Here is a 15,216-nt window from a genome sequence, read left to right on the forward strand (position 1 = left end):
CCATGCTGCTGACCAACCTGAAGATCCTGGCCGTCATTCTGGGGACCGTTACGCTCTACACGGTGCTCGCCTCGGCCATCCCGCAGATAGAGTCGGAGGTCCCTCAGGAACTCACGCTGGGCGCGGACTTTTCCGCCGAAGAGCTGGTCGCGGCGGGCGAGGATCTGTACCAGGGCGCGGGCGGCTGCGTGGCCTGTCACGGCCTGGGGACGCGGGCGCCCAACCTGCTGACCGACCACGCCGGAACGGGACTGATCGGCGCGCGCTGTGCCGCCCGCGAGACCGGCAAGGACTGCAAGACCTACCTGCACGAGGCGCTCGTCCAGCCGCTGGCCTACGTGGTGGAGGGTTTCGGGCCGATCATGCCGGACATGAGCCGCACGCTGTCGGACGCGCAGATATGGGCGTTGGTGGCGTACCTGGAGAGCCTGGGCGGCACGGTGGACGTGACGGCCGACGACGTCGGCGCCGGCGCGGACCCCGCAGGCGAGGCGGCCGACGCGCCGAACGGAGCCGCCGCGGCGGCGGGCGGCGGCGCGATCGCGGGAGGAAGTACGGACGCAACGGAGATCTGGGCGGCGGCGGGCTGCGGCGCGTGTCACCAGCTCGGCGGCGAGGGGGGCGCGGTCGGCCCCGCGCTGGACGGCCTGGGCGCCACGCGGGATCGCGCCTACATCCGCCGCGCGATCCTGGACCCGGCGGCCGATCTGGCGCCCGGCTTCGAGGCGCTGGGCGGGATGATGCCGGCGGCGTTCGGCCAGTCGCTGTCGGCGGCGCAACTCGAGGCGCTCGTGGACCTGCTCGCGGAAGAGGGCTGACATGCGCTACCTGAAGCACCCGCTCGGCGCGGCGGTCGCGATCATGGTCGGCTCCTACCTGCTGATCGACTTCGGCATCGTCTACATCCCGCCGCTACTGGGGATGGACAGCGCGCCCGTGCCCAACAGCGTGGTGCTGCAGTACCTCGCGACCGTGTTCGCCGGCGTGCTGATCCTGGCCAGCTGGAACGACGAGCGCTGGGCGGAGTTCAAGCGGCCGTTCCAGGAGACCATGGTGCTGCCCGAGCGGCGCACGTTGCGCTCGATCCTGATGGTGGCGCTGCCGCTGCTGATCGGGCTGTTCGTCTTCCTGCAGGTGCGGCCCACGGTCGCGGCGCCGTCCACGCTGCGGTCCATCCACCCCGCGCCGCCCTCGCAGATCGACTTCCGGGGCCGGACCATGGTGCTCGCCGGCCTGAACAATCCCCTGCGGGCCGACGGGTCGATCTCCGAGGACTACGAGGAAGGGAAGCGGGTCTACTACCAGAACTGCCTGCCGTGCCACGGCGACGCGCTGGCGGGCGACGGCCACTACGCGCGCGGCTTCAACCCCGCGCCGCTGTCGTTCGACGACGTGGGCACCATCGCCCAGCTCACCGAGAGCTTCGTGTTCTGGCGCGTCGCCAAGGGGGGCCCGGGGCTGCCGGTCGAGGGCACGCCGTGGCACTCCGCGATGCCGGTCTGGGAGGACTTCCTGACCGAGGATGAGATCTGGTCGGTGATCGTCTTCATGTACGAGCAGGCGGGCCACTCGCCGCGCACGTGGGAAGAAGACGAGGAAGGGGGCGAGCACTGATGCGCGCCTTCGTCTCCTCCGCCGGGCTGGTCGCGGCGGCCATCGCGCTGGCCGCCCCGCTGGCCGCCCAGGACGCCGAGCACCCCGGCAAGGCGCCCTACGACAAGTGGTGCTCCGGCTGCCACGGCGTCGAGGGCGACGGCCAGGGCTACGGCACCGAGTACATGCTGCCGCGACCCCGGGACTTCACGCAGGCCCTCTACCAGATCCGGACGACCGAGAGCGGCGGCCTGCCCACCGACGCGGACATCCTCGCGGTCATCGACGACGGCATGCCGGGCACCGCCATGCCGGGTTGGCGCGAACGCCTCACGCGGGACGAGCGCGACGCCCTGGTCGACTACCTGAAGACCTTTTCGCGCTTCTTCGAGACCGAGGGCACGCCCCAGGCGCTGGACCTCGGGCGACCGTTGGGCGGCGGAGCCGACGGCATCGCCGCGGGCCGCGAGGTCTTCGAGCGGGTCGAGTGCTGGAAGTGCCACGGCGATGCGGGCCGCGGCGACGGCACCTCGGCGCCGGACATGACCGACGACAACGACGATCCCATTCGCCCCGCCGACCTGAGCGAGCCGTGGATGTTCAACGGCGGCGGCACCGTCGAGGACATCTATCGGCGCCTGCGCACCGGCTTGGACGGCACGCCCATGCCGTCCTCGAGCGATCTGATCACCTCGGGCGTCGCCAGCGAAGAGGAACTCTGGAATCTGGCGCATTACGTCCGCAGCCTGGGTCCCGAGACCTTCCCGGAGCCCGCCGAGGTCATCCGCGCGGACCTCGCCGAGGGCGCGCTTCCGGATTCGCCGGGCGACGCTGAGTGGGCCGGCTACGAGCGCTTCTGGGTGCCGCTGGTCGGCCAGATCCTGGTGGCGCCGCGCTGGTTCGCGCCGTCGGTGGACGGCGTCTGGGTGCAGGCCGCGCACGACGGCCGGGAGCTCGCTCTCAGGCTATCCTGGCACGATCCCTCCCAGAGCCCGGACTCCATCTGGGACGCGTGGCGGCAGCTGGTCGAAGCGAGCATGCGGCCCGTCGAGGGAGAGCCCGCCGGCCCGGATCTGCCGGACGCCTTGTCGGTACAGTTCCCGGCGGTCATGCCGGACGGGCGCGAGCTGCCCTTTTTCCTGGGTGGCGATAGCCGTCGGCCGGCCTACACCTGGCTATGGAACGCCGCGGACGGCGTCTCGGAGGCGTTCGGCAGGGGGCTCGCCGACACCGAGTCGCTGGGCGCGGGCGACGTGTCCGCGCAGGCCGAGTTCGACGACGGCGAGTGGCGCTTGGTCATGCGCCGGACGCTGGACGCCGGCGACGATGATCGGCGCCTGAGCTTCGTCACGGGCGAAGCCATCCCGGTCGCGTTCCGCGTCTGGGACGGCAACAACGGCGAGGCCGGCACGCGCGGCTCGATCAGTTCCTGGTACTATGTTCACCTGACGGAGCCAACGCCCGCGTCGACCTACGCCTATCCGGTGATCGCCGCGGTCCTGTCCGCCCTGCTGGGTCTGCTCATCGTGCGGCGCGCGCAGAGCGCGAGCGCGACGAGCGAGGACGCGCACCCGGCGCCGGCGGGCGCCGTTTGAAACCAGCGCCGCCCCCCTTCTGGGGGCCGGCGTGTCAGTCACACAGCGATGGAGAATCGGCACATGAGGAAGTCTTTCGATCCGTTCAGGGTCATGGCGCTCGCGGGCGCCTCTGGGTTCCTGCTGGCCTGCGGAGGAGGCGACGCGGGCTCCGGCGGAGCGGCGAGCGACGACGGCGGAGATGACGCGGCGGCGTCCGCCCCCGCGGTGGACCCGGCGACGACCGGCGCCGTGGTCGGCACCATCACGTTCACCGGCGCTGTCCCCGCTCCCGAGATGATCGACATGAGCGACGAGCCGGTCTGCAACGACAAGCACGGCGGCCAGCCCATGCGCTCCCCGGTGAAGGCGGGCGACGGCGGCGGGCTGGCCGAGGTCTTCGTCTACATCAAGGAGGGCCTGGCCGAGCAGGACTGGGGCGCCGCCGGAGCCATGGCGACCCTCGACCAGAACGGCTGCGAGTACGTGCCGCACGTGCTGGGCCTGCGCACCGGTCAGGACCTGGAGATCGTCAACAGCGACGGCCTGCTCCACAACATCAACGCGAGCCCCGAGGCCAACCGCGGCTTCAACATCAGCCAGCCGACCAACATGACCTCCACACGCAGCTTCTCGCAGCCCGAGATCATGATCCCGCTGCGCTGTGACGTGCACGGCTGGATGGAGGCGTACGTGGCGGTCATGGAGCACCCCTTCTTCGCGGTGAGCGCCGAGGACGGCACCTACCGCATCGAGGGGCTGCCGGCGGGCGATTACACCATCGCCATCTGGCACGAGACATTGGGCGAGCGGGAGATGGTGGTGAACGTCGCGGCGCAGGCCGAGGCGACGGCCGACTTCAGCGTGGACGAGTCGCTGGCCGGCACCGCCCGCATGGGCCATCCGGTCGCGATGCACGATGCGCACGCCGGAGGCGCGGCCGCGCGCTGATGCGCACGCCACGTCAACCGCGGTTGAATCTGGTGAACACCGGTTCGGGGGTGGGACGATCCCGCCCTCGACCCGGCACCGAAAGGAGCGTCGATGGGCTGGCTTCCTGAAGCCGTTTCCACGTACGCCGACCGGATCGACGGGATCTTCTACCTGATCCTCGTGATCACGGGCGTGATCTTCGTCGTGGTGGAGGCGGTGTTGCTTTTGTTCGTGTTCAAGTACCGCCATCGCGAAGGACGAGCGGCACACTACACGCACGGCAACACGAAAGTCGAGATCGTCTGGACGGCGATCCCGGCGCTGCTCTGCGTCCTCATCGGCGTGCTGAGCATCGGGCCTTGGCTGGAGATCCGGAACCAGGCGAACATCCCGGCCGACGCCTACGCGATAGACCTGACGGCCAAGCAGTTCGAGTGGAACGCGTCCTACCCGGGGCCGGACGGCCGGCTGGGGACGGCCGATGACGTCATCAAGCGCAACCAGATCCACATACCGGGCGACCGACCCGTCGTGGTGACGCTGCGCAGCGAGGACGTGATCCACTCCTTCTTCCTGCCGGAGTTCCGGGTGAAGCAGGACGCGGTACCGGGCATGGAGATCCCCGTCTGGTTCCAGGCCACGCGCACGGGCGAGTTTACGCTGGCGTGCGCCGAGCTCTGCGGCACCGGCCACACGCGCATGGGTGGCAGGCTCATCGTGCACTCGGCCGAGGACTTCAACGCGTGGCTTCAGAGCGAGGGCGCTGGGCCGCCGCTCGGCCCGCGCGTCGCGGAGGCGTCCGCCGAAGACATCCCCGATCAGGAAGCCTCGGCGGACGTCCCGTCCGAGCGGCCCGTGGCGGTCGGTACCGCCTCACCATCGACCGATCACGATCACCCGTAGAGGCCCATGGCGACGACAATGACGGACGCCCACGCGGCGCACGCCCAGGACCACCACGAGCCTTCGTTCCTCCGCAAGTACGTCTTCAGCGAGGACCACAAGGTCATCGGGATCCAGTTCCTCTTCATGAGCTTGTTCTTCCTGATGATCGGCGGCCTTCTGGCGGCGATCATGCGGTGGCAGCTCGCGTATCCGACCGACCCGTCGCGCCCACTGCCGGGCGCGGGCCTGTTCCCCGAGACGATGGTGAACGCGGGGATCATCCTGCCGGAGTTCTACAACTCCGCCGTAACCATGCACGGCACGATCATGATCTTCTTCGCGATCATGCCGCTGCTGGTGGGGGTGTTCGCCAACTACCTGATCCCGCTCCAGATCGGCGCGCCGGACATGGCGTTTCCAAAGCTCAACATGATGAGCTTCTGGACCGCGTTCGTGGCCGGCCTGATCATCATGGCGGGCTTCTTCGTCGAAGGCGGCCACTCGGCCGCTGGCTGGACCCAGTACGTGCCGCTCAGCGCGGACCCGGAGTGGACCGGAGTCTATACGGGGCAGCAGTTGTGGCTGATCGCCATGACCGTGCTGGGCTTCTCCTCGCTCATGGGCGCGGTCAACTACATCACCACGGTGATCAACATGCGCGCTCCCGGGATGACCTGGCTGCGCATGCCGCTGCCCACCTGGGCGCTGTTCATAACCGCGATCCTGATCCTGCTCGCCATCCCCGTCCTCACGGGCGCTCTGATAATGCTGCTATTCGATCAGACGATCGGCACGACGTTCTTCACCGTCGCCACCGGCGGCGAGCCGCTGCTCTGGCAGCACATGTTCTGGTTCTTCGGCCACCCCGAAGTCTACATCCTGATCCTGCCCGCGATGGGCTTCGTGAGCGAGATCATCTCGGCGGGGTCGCGCAAGCCGGTCTTCGGCTACAACGCCATGGTGCTGGCGATCGTGGCGATCGGCTTCATCGGCTGGATCGTCTGGGGGCACCACATGTTCCAGAGCGGGATGAACCCCACGCTGGGCATGAGCTTCATGGTCACGACGATGATCATCGCGGTACCGTCGGCCATCAAGACGTTCAATTGGCTGGGCACGATGTGGCGCGGTGACCTGCATTTCCACACGCCCATGCTGCACGCCGTGGCGTTCGTGGCGATGTTCGTGATCGGCGGGCTGTCGGGGGTGTTCGTGGCGTCGACGCCGGTGGACATCTTCCTGCACGACACGTACTTCGTGGTCGCGCACATCCACTACGTGCTGTTCGGCGGCAGCCTGTTCGCGATCTTCGGCGCGATCACCTTCTGGTTCCCGAAGATGTTCGGCAGGATGATGAACTCGTCGCTCGGCAAGATCCACTTCTGGCTGACGCTGCTGTTCTTCAACCTGACGTTCTTCCCGATGCACAACCTGGGCATCGCCGGGATGATGCGCCGGATCTACGACTTCACGCAGTACGAGTTCCTGACCCAGTTCCAGGGCCTGCAGGTGTTCATCAGCTGGTCGGCGTTCCTGCTGGTGGCTACGCAGGTGATCTTCGCCTTCAACTTCATCTACAGCCTGTTCAAGGGCGCCGAAGCGCCGCAGAACCCGTGGCACGCCAACTCGCTGGAGTGGACCGCGGCGCCGTCGCCGCCTCCGCACGGCAACTTCGAGCGTACGCCCACGGTGTATCGCGGGCCCTACGAGTACAGCCACCCCGACGCGGCCGACGACTACTGGCCCCAGAACGCACCCGGTCACGCGGCCCCGGCTTCCGAGCCGGCGTACGCAGAGTGAGGAGGGGACGATGACGACACAGGCGGCCGCGCTGGACCGAGGAGGAATGGACGCCACCGAAGTGGGGATGGGCGTCTACAACATGAAGCTCGGCATGTGGGTGTTCCTGCTGTCCGAGGTGATGTTCTTCACCAGCCTGATAGGTGGCTACATCATCCTGCGCGGGGCGCACCCGGACATGTTCGCGCAGCCGGGGGTGGTGCTGAACGTCCCGCTGACGGCGTTCAATACCTTCCTGCTGATCTGCAGCAGCGTGACCATGGTGCTGGCGTTCGCCGGCATCGAACGCGGCGACCAGGCTAAGCTGAAGATGTGGCTGATCGCCACCGCGGTGATCGGCATGGCCTTCCTGGGCGTGCAGGTATACGAATACATCCAACTCTCCGGGCACGGATTCGTGCCCACCGTGGAGGGCTACCGCGCGGAGGGCGCGCCCCTGTACGGCACGACCTTCTACACCATGACCGGGTTCCACGGCTTCCACGTGCTCATGGGCGTGCTGGCGCTGTGGTACCTGGTGATCCAGGCTTTCCGCGGCAAGTACACCGCGGGCAGCCACGGCGCGGTGGAGATCACCGGCCTGTACTGGCACTTCGTGGACCTGGTCTGGATCATCCTGTTCACCATCGTCTATCTGATCTGAGGATGGAGCCCTCCCGGCTGGAGAATCCGGGAGGGCCGCCACGGTTTTCGATAGAGTTTCGACTGTTCGACTGAGGAGGCGCATGGAACACGCGGCAGCGCACACGGGCGGAGCGAGCATCAAGGCCTACATGGTCGTATTCGGCACGCTGGCGGTCCTGACGGTGATCGAGGTGCTGATCCCGTTGCGTTTCGGCTTTCCCAAGAACGTGCAGGTCATCCTTCTGGTCTTCCTGGCGCTCTGGAAGGCCCTGCTCGTGGCGCTCTACTACATGCACCTGCGCTACGAGCCGCAGCGCCTGAAGTGGATGGTCATCGCGCCGCTGCCGCTGGCGGTGATCCTGGTGATGGCCGTCCTCACCGAGTTTTAGCTAATGCGCCCCGAGCTGATGACGGGGATGTTCTGGGCGGGGGTGCTGCTGTCCTCCATCCCCATCGCCGTCGGCATCTGGATAGCCACGTTCCTGGTGCGAGAGATGCGAGCCGAACGTAGGTTGTCCGACCACGCCGAGGTGGGGCCGAACGTCTCGGAGTAACCGGAGGCCAGCGAGCATGAGTCGCGCCGCAGACAAGCTGCTCTTCCGAGGAATCGTCGCGGGGTTCGTGGGGGCGTCCACGCTCGCCCTGTGGTTCCTGGTGATCGACGGCCTGCAGGGCCGTCCCTTCTTCACGCCGGCCTTCCTGGCCGCCGCCGTGACGGGCAGCGAGCAGGTCTCGCTGACCCCGTCGCAGATAGGGCTGTTCACCGCCCTGCACTACGCGGTCTTCCTCTTGGTGGGTATCGGCGCCGCGTGGTTCGTCCGGCTGGTGGAAACCGTGCCCGGCGTGCTCCTGGGCGGGATCCTGGGCTTCCTGCTGTTCGACGTCACCTTCTACGGCAGCCTGTGGCTGACCGGCGTGGACGTGGTAGCGGCGCTCGGCTGGCCACAGGTGCTGGTGGGCAACGTCCTGGCCGGTATGGCGCTCATGGCCACGCTCGCGCTGCTGCGACCGGAACGGCGCGTGAGTTGGCGCGCCGTGCTGGACGAGAACCGGGTCCTGCGCGAGGGGCTCTACGGCGGGCTCATCGGCGCGGGCGCGGTGGCCGTCTGGTTCCTGCTCATCGACGCGATCTTCGGCCGCCTGCTCTTCACGCCCGGGGCGCTGGGGTCGGTCCTGTTCCACGGCGCTCGCAGCGTGGCGGAGGTGCAGACCGACGCGCTCACGATCCTCGGCTACTCGGGGCTACACGTGCTCGCGTTCTTCGTCACGGGCCTGATCGCGGCGGCGATCGTGAAGGAGGCCGAGGACTACGCGATGCCGCTGATCCTCGGCGCGATCATGCTGTTCGTGGTCTTCGAGACCTTCTTCATCGGCGTCCTCGCGATCGTCGCGCAGTGGCTGCTCACCGTGATCCCGTGGTGGAGCATCCTGATCGGCAACATCATCGCGGCGGGGGCGATGGGGTCGTACCTGTGGCGGCGCCATCCGAAGCTGCGGGCGGCGTTCGAGGAGGGGCAGGCGTTCGAGGACCAGTTGGCTGGCAAAGGATAGGTTCTGGCTGGCTGGGCAGGGGAGTGAAACAACTCCCGCTCCACTCCGCAAGAAACAGTCGGTCGCGGGAGTTTTTCACACCCCTGCTCAGAGCGTACCGGCAACCCGGGGTCCGCCTCCCCTCTCCCCGTCCTGGGGGAAGGGCCTAGCGGGGACAGAAGGTCGCGGGAGTCACCCGTATTCCGCAGTGCGATGTCGCGTGGCCTGGCGGTCGCGCCTGGTCCACGAATCGTTATGTCAGCATAGCCGGCCCGCCTCCCACGTCTCCCCCTAGGCTTGGCAGGGACGGAAGGTCGCCGGTCAGGCGGCTTCCTCCTGCTGCTCAGATCTGAGCTCGGGGACCCGGTCGCAAGCCCGCTCAACGACGCTGAAAACGCTAGTGGCTGAGAACCGGAGAAGCTGCGCGCGTCCTGGAAGGCGCCGGCTTCGTCGGGAGGTGCGTCTGATCACCCCGGAGTAAGAGACCCTTTTGTCCGAGCCGTGCCCAAATGGTGGCCTTGATCGAGCACAACGAACGGGATCTCGGGATCGACTTCAACTCCTACAGAACACCGGTCCGCGAGAACACAGCCTACGCGCTTGCGGGCTACATCAAGCCACTTCTCCCGAAAGAGCTCGCCGTGCCGGCCCTGATGCTGCTGGACCACTTCTGGTGGGTGGATAAGGAGATGCGCGCAGGCAAGGGGCGCTGGGAGAAGGAGGTTCTCCGCCACTTGAACTCCTACAGCGCCGACGGTCCGTTCAAAAAGCGGAAGTTCAAGCATCCAGGCGGCGCTTTCGAACTCGATGCCGCGTTTCCCGAGACGGGGCCCGTGCGCGTGGGCGTCGATGTGAAGCGCTTCGAATCGCCAAGGGACTTCCACAAACGAGGCGACGAGATCACTCAAAAGGTGAGCCGCCTCCGAGACGTCCACCCCGATGCTCACTTCTACGCCGTTATCTACTACCCTTTCCCCAGTTCACACGATGCCGTTCGTAGTCGATATCGTGATCAGGGCATCGACGAGATATTCTTCGCCGACGAAACCGAATCGACCCTGTCGGATGTCGCCGAGGCCATTCTGCGACACGCCGGCCTCACCCTCACGGGTCGTCCTCGCGGCTGAATGTGGACTTGCAGCCGAAGCGAGGCGACGGCCGGGCGGCCCCTACCCCGCGGCCCTGGATATCCGATGCCACTGAGCTTGACAGCCGGTGGCGTTTGGCGTGGCCTCGGCCACCACGTATGGGCGGCCCCTACCCCAGATCTAGCAAGTCCGCTCTGGCCGGAGCCGACGGGGCGGCACTACTGCGCGGGTGTCTCGGCGGTAGTGTCTTGGGGTGGGATCAACCTCAAAACCTTGATCATCCCCTCGCACCGAACCGTTTCAAAACCCTCTGGGTTAAGGCCCGTATCCACGCACTGTGGCATCTGAGCCTCCGCCGCCGCGGTAGCCGTAACGACGGAGGGTCGCACGCCGGCGAGCCAGGCCAGCGGAGCCGGGAGACTGGAGACACGAGCCTCGACTCGAACCTGGATCATCCCCTCCTTGAGATCGATGAGGATGTCTTCCGGTGCCAACATTACTCTACCCGTCTCGTTCGATCGGACGTAGTCGGTGGCGCTCTGCCTGGCCAGTCTCTCGTCATCGTGTGCATCCAGAAACGAACTCGCACCTGCGAGAGCGGCGGCATCCGCAGCCGACTGCGCGACGCTTCTGGCGTAGCCGCTGTCCGCACGTTCCAGCGCCCTGGCCACGATCGCCAGGACAACGTAGAAGACCAGCGAGCTGACGATGCTGAGCCTCCAGCGCCTGCTCACGATGGGCACCTCCCGCGAAGGCTGCGTCTGGCCGATCCCGGTCACGGACTGCAGGGCCTCCTCTCCTAAACCGCGCTATCCTCCGTCGGTCCAGGCTCTTCTGGTCACCCATGGCGCGACTCGGGCAGCGCCCGACCCGGTGGCTCGAGTCGTGTTTCTTGATTTCGGTCTTTCTTGTGTGTCTTTACTTTGTATTATAAAGTACTTGTCGCCAACGATCCGCTCATGTTGCGGAGGCCTTCCGCTTCACTCAGGAGACAAGCGATGAGGAACGATAGGACGTACAGGTGGGCCGCCGGGGTCGCGGTCGCGGCGGCTGTGCTGCTGGGGTGGGTGATCGGGGCGGTTGGGCTCATCGGGGTCGAGGGGGACCCGTTCGACCGGCTGTATGGCGGGGTGGTAATGGTAGGCATCATTGGGGCCTTTATCGCGCGGTTCAGGCCGCGGGGGATGGCGTGGGCGATGGTGGCGACGGCGGGGGCTCAGGCGGCGGTCACGGTGATCGCGCTGGTCATCGGGAAGCAGCATTCCCCCGTCACCTCGGTGGGCGAGATCCTGGGGCTGAACGGGTTCTACTTCCTGCTGTGGGTGTGGTCGGCGTGGCTCTTCGGTCGGGCGGCGGGCGAATAAATGCGCCGCCTTATCAAACGACATCGGTTTGTAGTACTGCTCGGAGTAGCGGCCGTTCTTTTCGTGGTAGCCGGCACGCAGTGGCGGGGGGCGATCAGAAGAGGTCGCTCGGTGCCGGATGAGCCATTCCGCATCGCTGGCAACCTCTACTACGTTGGCGCCACAGGCGTCACCGCATTCCTGCTTACCGGGTCCGAGGGCCACGTGTTGATCGACGGCGGCTATCCCGAAACCGCTCCGTTGATCATCGCGAGCATCGCCAAGCTCGGCTTCGACATCGCCGACGTGAAGGTGTTGCTCAACTCGCACGCGCACTCCGACCACGCCGGCGGACTCCGCGCGCTACAGGAGGCCTCCGGCGCCGAGCTGTGGGTCAGCGAAGGCGATGCCGAGGTCATGGCCGCCGGCCGCCACTCCGGTGACCCGGCCCTCGGGCCGCTCAGGGTTCTCGGCTTCTTCGGGCTCGGCAGATTCCCCGCCCCGCGCATCGACCACCGGTTCAAAGACAGCGAGACGATCCGCCTCGGGTCGCTCGCCCTCACGGCACATGTCACCGCCGGCCACACCCGCGGCTGCACATCGTGGTCGTTCCCCGTCCACGACGGCGACCGTGAGTTGCTTGCCGTCAACATCTGCAGCCTCACGCTGCCGCCGTTCGTGTCGCTGGTCGAGCCGGAGACGTATCCGGGAATGCGGGCCGACTTCGAGCGCAGCTTCAGCACGCTGCGAGGCCTGCCGGCCGACATCTTCCTGGCCTCGCACGCGAACTGGTTCAGCATGCACCGTAAACGGCGTGAACGCGCCGACGCGGAGGACCCGGCCGAACCGTTCATCGATCGGGTTGGCTACCTCAGCTTCATCGACCGGGCCGAGGCGAGGTTCCGCGCAGAGTTCACGGACCAACAGTGACGCTCTTGGCCGTCCTTTCGCCGAACCGAGGCAGGAAGTCTTGTCTACTGGGGACCCGCGCTGAAGTCCGGATCGAGAAGGCGCTCCACGATCCGCGAGGATGGATGCCAATGGTGGAAAGGCCGTGAGACTGGCTAACTTCCCCAGCCCGGCATCGGTTCGACGGAGGGAGCGAGGCTGCCCATGTCAGACTTTGAGGTCTTCTCGGTCGTCCTCTCGTTCATTTTGGGACTCGGGGTCGCCCAGATTCTCTCGGCGGTCGTTTTCGCGATCCAGTCGCGCCGCGAGATCGCCCTGAGCTGGACGCCGTTTCTGTGGGCGTTCGCCATTTTTCTCTTCCACGTCAATTTCCTGTTCGCGGCTTTCTGGTTTTATTCGGCCGACAGGGCCTTCGAGTGGTATCTCGTAGACCTCATCTCGGCGGTGCTCATCTTCCTTAGCGGTGGACTCGTTCTGCCTTCCAAAGCTCGCCCGGCCACACTCGACTTCGGCGACTTCTTCGATAAGGACGGAAGGCTGGCGCTCGTACCGCTCGGCGTGTTCTTGCTCCTGGCGTTCCCGTACAACGTGCAGGGTGGTGCACCGATGATCGGTCCGGACAACCTCGTTATCGCCGGTCTGCTCGTACTCACCGCCACGGCCTTTTTCTCCCGGGGTCGCCTCAGGTCCGTCGCCAGCGCGGCCTCCGCCGTTCTCACCACCGTCGCGTTCCTCTTCTTCTGGATTCGCCCCGGGCAAGGGGCCGGTTAGGTCGAAAAAACGGTACACTAGCCCCCAGCCTCACTGAGATCGGCCAGAAGACGGAGTCCGGACTGATGATCGGGGTTGCCTTCGACCCATCGTTCGGCGAGTTCGAGCGCCCTTAAGTGATCACCCAAGCGCTGTAGCGTCCACGCGAGGTCCTCCGTCGCCACGAACGCATCGGGATGCTCGGAGAGATTGAGTTCGAATAGTCGAAGGCCGGCGTCCTGGCTTTCTGCCCTGAAGAGTCTTCCCGCCAGGGAAGACAGCAGTAGCGGGCGGAAGGCCTGGGGCGGGTGCTCATCCCTGAGTTGGTAGTAGCGCGTCACCATGGAATCGATCCCGTCCGATTCGAGGGCCTGAACCAGGCGGAGTCGGATCAGGCCGCCGCGCGCCACCGGGTCATCCGTCACCTCGACGTTCAGCCTATGAACTGCCACCGACGCGTCGCCGTGGCCCATCGCGCTCAGGCGATCGGCGACGTTCAGGAGGACCCGCGGCCGAAAGTCGTAAGCATCGGCCTCATAGTAGCGCGCCCGGACATCTCGGTAGGCCTCGACCAGCCGATCGACTCCCCCTCTCTCGAATTCGGCAATGAGCAGGTCAGGTAGGGGCGTGGGGTTCGTGCGCGCGGCGTGGCAGGTGTAGCAGGTCACCTCGAGGTCCGGGTTGCTTCTCGTCGGCAACGCTGACAAGAAGGACCCGTTGATCTCTTGGACCATGGCCATCATCACCCGCGCCTTCCGCTTCATGGGATTCTCGTCGGAGGCCCAATCCCATTCACTTGAAGGCACGTCCATGGACCCTGCGTGGCAGAAGAGACAGCCTCGGCTGGCCCGCCGTGGGAGGCCCAGACCGCGTAGGTTGCCGAGCATTACCTCGATCAACTCCTGACGGCTTATGTCCTGCGGCAACACCTGAAGGTTCTCGAACTCCTGCGCGACTGCCGGCGTCGATCCCGCGCAGGCCAGGACTGTGACCGAGCCTAGGTAGCCGACCGCGCGCACCCCCCTCTTGATTCTCATCGACCTGCCTCCGCGATCTCGAGTCAGCCAACTGGAACCAACGTTACGGAGCCTGGAGGAGTGCAGCGACGGCTCGGGCGCTATTTTTGCGAAAGGTTGACATGCTCCGGGCCGCCTTGGTCGAATGATCACCGGTCCGGCGGGATTCCCAGTGAGATGCGCGCATCTTGGACAATCGATCCCTAAAGTGCGGACCATGATAGTTGTCCGCATCTCGGTGTCGTCGATCGTATTCCTCGTTGTGCTGCTGACCGGCTGCGCCGAAGGCGCGTCCTCCGACCTCGGTGGCTTCGCCGATGGCTCGGTGCCTGCGGAGGCCCACGATTTCCATCTGCGTCAGGAACTGGTCAACGACTCACCCATCGGGCCCGGCACGCCGCAACCGTCGAGCCATTGTCCGACGGAGCCCGGCGAGTGGTACCCGGGCAGCGGCCGGTCGACGGGTACGTCGGATTTGTTCGGAGACCTCACGGAAACCGAGGTCTACTGCATCAGCACGGATCTCGCTCAGCTCACTGGCGGCATCGCCACGTGGATCGATGCCGATAGTGACTCGATCTCGATGACCTTCGGGGCGAAGCTGCTCCGCGGCTTCGTGTATCCGCCGCCCCCAAGCGCTCCGCTGATCGGATTCGCGCAATTCACCGGCGGCACGGGGAAGTGGGCCGGCCTGGCGGGCTCGGCATTCTTCACGGGGTGGCAGAACGGAGACGGGACGGCCACTCTGGACTATCGTGGCACGGTGTACCTTCCGAGATGAGCCTCAGCATCCCGCGAACAAGGGCCTGCGCGCTGAATTCACGGCGTACGGGAGCGGCATGACCGGCCGGTTCGCAGCTGCGCTCGCCTACCGTAGCGAGCGGGCTCATGGGGGAAGCCGCGTCCTCGATCGAAGGCGGCGATCGCCGACAACGCAGCAAGCGGCGATGGTTGGCGGCCGCTTGGGACGCTAACGGCATTAATCGCCGTCAACGCAGCGAGCATAGACGGACCGCCGGCCGCTTGCTGCGATGACGGCATTAATCGCCGCCGCGGAAGCAACCGTCGAGGGTCGCCCGCCGCTTGTCACGATAACGGCAATGAGCGCCACCAGGGCCTGGAGCCGTGGCAAGATCGGCAACACCTCAGAGCGCGGCTTGGCGCAGAGCGC

Annotated in this window: 17 protein-coding genes; 15 read left to right on the plus strand and 2 right to left on the minus strand. The window is 66.5% G+C overall.

What is annotated here, in order from left to right; all coding sequences use genetic code 11:
• Positions 1–2 precede the first annotated feature (2 nt).
• The 11 genes from ABFS34_07010 (at position 3) to ABFS34_07060 (ending at position 10,066) form a co-directional block, all read left to right on the plus strand.
• Positions 3–818: a c-type cytochrome gene (locus tag ABFS34_07010; GenBank protein MEN8375182.1), complete on the plus strand. Its 816-nt coding sequence runs from the start codon at positions 3–5 to the stop codon at positions 816–818.
• A gap of 1 nt (position 819) precedes the next feature.
• A complete protein-coding gene (locus ABFS34_07015; GenBank protein MEN8375183.1) occupies positions 820–1,614 on the plus strand; it encodes a cytochrome c in 795 nt (264 codons plus the stop codon).
• Complete coding sequence (locus ABFS34_07020; GenBank protein ID MEN8375184.1) at positions 1,614–3,188, plus strand: c-type cytochrome; 1,575 nt, start codon at positions 1,614–1,616, stop codon at positions 3,186–3,188. The genes ABFS34_07015 and ABFS34_07020 overlap by 1 nt, the downstream gene beginning before the upstream one ends.
• Before the next feature lie 63 nt (positions 3,189–3,251).
• Positions 3,252–4,118, plus strand: a complete 867-nt coding sequence (locus ABFS34_07025; GenBank protein ID MEN8375185.1) for a carboxypeptidase regulatory-like domain-containing protein — start codon at positions 3,252–3,254, stop codon at positions 4,116–4,118.
• A 93-nt stretch (positions 4,119–4,211) separates the two neighbouring features.
• On the plus strand, positions 4,212–5,003 hold the full coding sequence (gene coxB / locus ABFS34_07030) for a cytochrome c oxidase subunit II (protein MEN8375186.1): 792 nt from the start codon (positions 4,212–4,214) through the stop codon (positions 5,001–5,003).
• Between the two features lie 6 nt (positions 5,004–5,009).
• Entirely contained in the window at positions 5,010–6,785 is a 1,776-nt protein-coding gene (locus ABFS34_07035; GenBank protein ID MEN8375187.1) for a cbb3-type cytochrome c oxidase subunit I, read from the plus strand.
• A gap of 10 nt (positions 6,786–6,795) precedes the next feature.
• Positions 6,796–7,428 (plus strand): cytochrome c oxidase subunit 3, encoded by a 633-nt coding sequence (locus tag ABFS34_07040; protein ID MEN8375188.1) that lies wholly within the window; start codon positions 6,796–6,798, stop codon positions 7,426–7,428.
• Positions 7,429–7,510: 82 nt separating this feature from the next.
• Complete coding sequence (locus tag ABFS34_07045; GenBank protein MEN8375189.1) at positions 7,511–7,798, plus strand: cytochrome C oxidase subunit IV family protein; 288 nt, start codon at positions 7,511–7,513, stop codon at positions 7,796–7,798.
• Between the two features lie 3 nt (positions 7,799–7,801).
• Positions 7,802–7,963, plus strand: a complete 162-nt coding sequence (locus ABFS34_07050; GenBank protein MEN8375190.1) for a hypothetical protein — start codon at positions 7,802–7,804, stop codon at positions 7,961–7,963.
• Between the two features lie 16 nt (positions 7,964–7,979).
• Positions 7,980–8,960: a hypothetical protein gene (locus tag ABFS34_07055; GenBank protein MEN8375191.1), complete on the plus strand. Its 981-nt coding sequence runs from the start codon at positions 7,980–7,982 to the stop codon at positions 8,958–8,960.
• A gap of 497 nt (positions 8,961–9,457) precedes the next feature.
• Entirely contained in the window at positions 9,458–10,066 is a 609-nt protein-coding gene (locus ABFS34_07060; GenBank protein MEN8375192.1) for a hypothetical protein, read from the plus strand.
• A 179-nt stretch (positions 10,067–10,245) separates the two neighbouring features.
• Here the strand turns inward: ABFS34_07060 and ABFS34_07065 are convergent, their stop codons facing one another.
• Positions 10,246–10,806, minus strand: coding sequence for a hypothetical protein (locus ABFS34_07065; protein MEN8375193.1), 561 nt, complete (start codon positions 10,804–10,806; stop codon positions 10,246–10,248).
• Between the two features lie 219 nt (positions 10,807–11,025).
• On the opposite strand from ABFS34_07065, the gene ABFS34_07070 reads away from it, so the two are divergent.
• The 3 genes from ABFS34_07070 to ABFS34_07080 all read left to right on the plus strand — a co-directional run bounded on the left by ABFS34_07070 (position 11,026) and on the right by ABFS34_07080 (position 13,050).
• Positions 11,026–11,391, plus strand: a complete 366-nt coding sequence (locus ABFS34_07070; protein ID MEN8375194.1) for a hypothetical protein — start codon at positions 11,026–11,028, stop codon at positions 11,389–11,391.
• 111 nt (positions 11,392–11,502) lie between these two features.
• Positions 11,503–12,300, plus strand: a complete 798-nt coding sequence (bla, locus tag ABFS34_07075) for a subclass B3 metallo-beta-lactamase (GenBank protein ID MEN8375195.1) — start codon at positions 11,503–11,505, stop codon at positions 12,298–12,300.
• Positions 12,301–12,483: 183 nt separating this feature from the next.
• Positions 12,484–13,050, plus strand: coding sequence for a hypothetical protein (locus ABFS34_07080; GenBank protein MEN8375196.1), 567 nt, complete (start codon positions 12,484–12,486; stop codon positions 13,048–13,050).
• A gap of 17 nt (positions 13,051–13,067) precedes the next feature.
• Here ABFS34_07080 and ABFS34_07085 read toward each other — a convergent pair whose 3' ends face one another.
• Positions 13,068–14,066 (minus strand): c-type cytochrome, encoded by a 999-nt coding sequence (locus ABFS34_07085; GenBank protein MEN8375197.1) that lies wholly within the window; start codon positions 14,064–14,066, stop codon positions 13,068–13,070.
• A 196-nt stretch (positions 14,067–14,262) separates the two neighbouring features.
• Here ABFS34_07085 and ABFS34_07090 point away from each other — a divergent pair, with 196 nt between their 5' ends.
• Positions 14,263–14,826: a hypothetical protein gene (locus ABFS34_07090; protein ID MEN8375198.1), complete on the plus strand. Its 564-nt coding sequence runs from the start codon at positions 14,263–14,265 to the stop codon at positions 14,824–14,826.
• Positions 14,827–15,216 lie beyond the last annotated feature (390 nt).

Source organism: Gemmatimonadota bacterium (assembly GCA_039715185.1).
In the GTDB taxonomy this organism is placed as follows: domain Bacteria; phylum Gemmatimonadota; class Gemmatimonadetes; order Longimicrobiales; family RSA9; genus DATHRK01.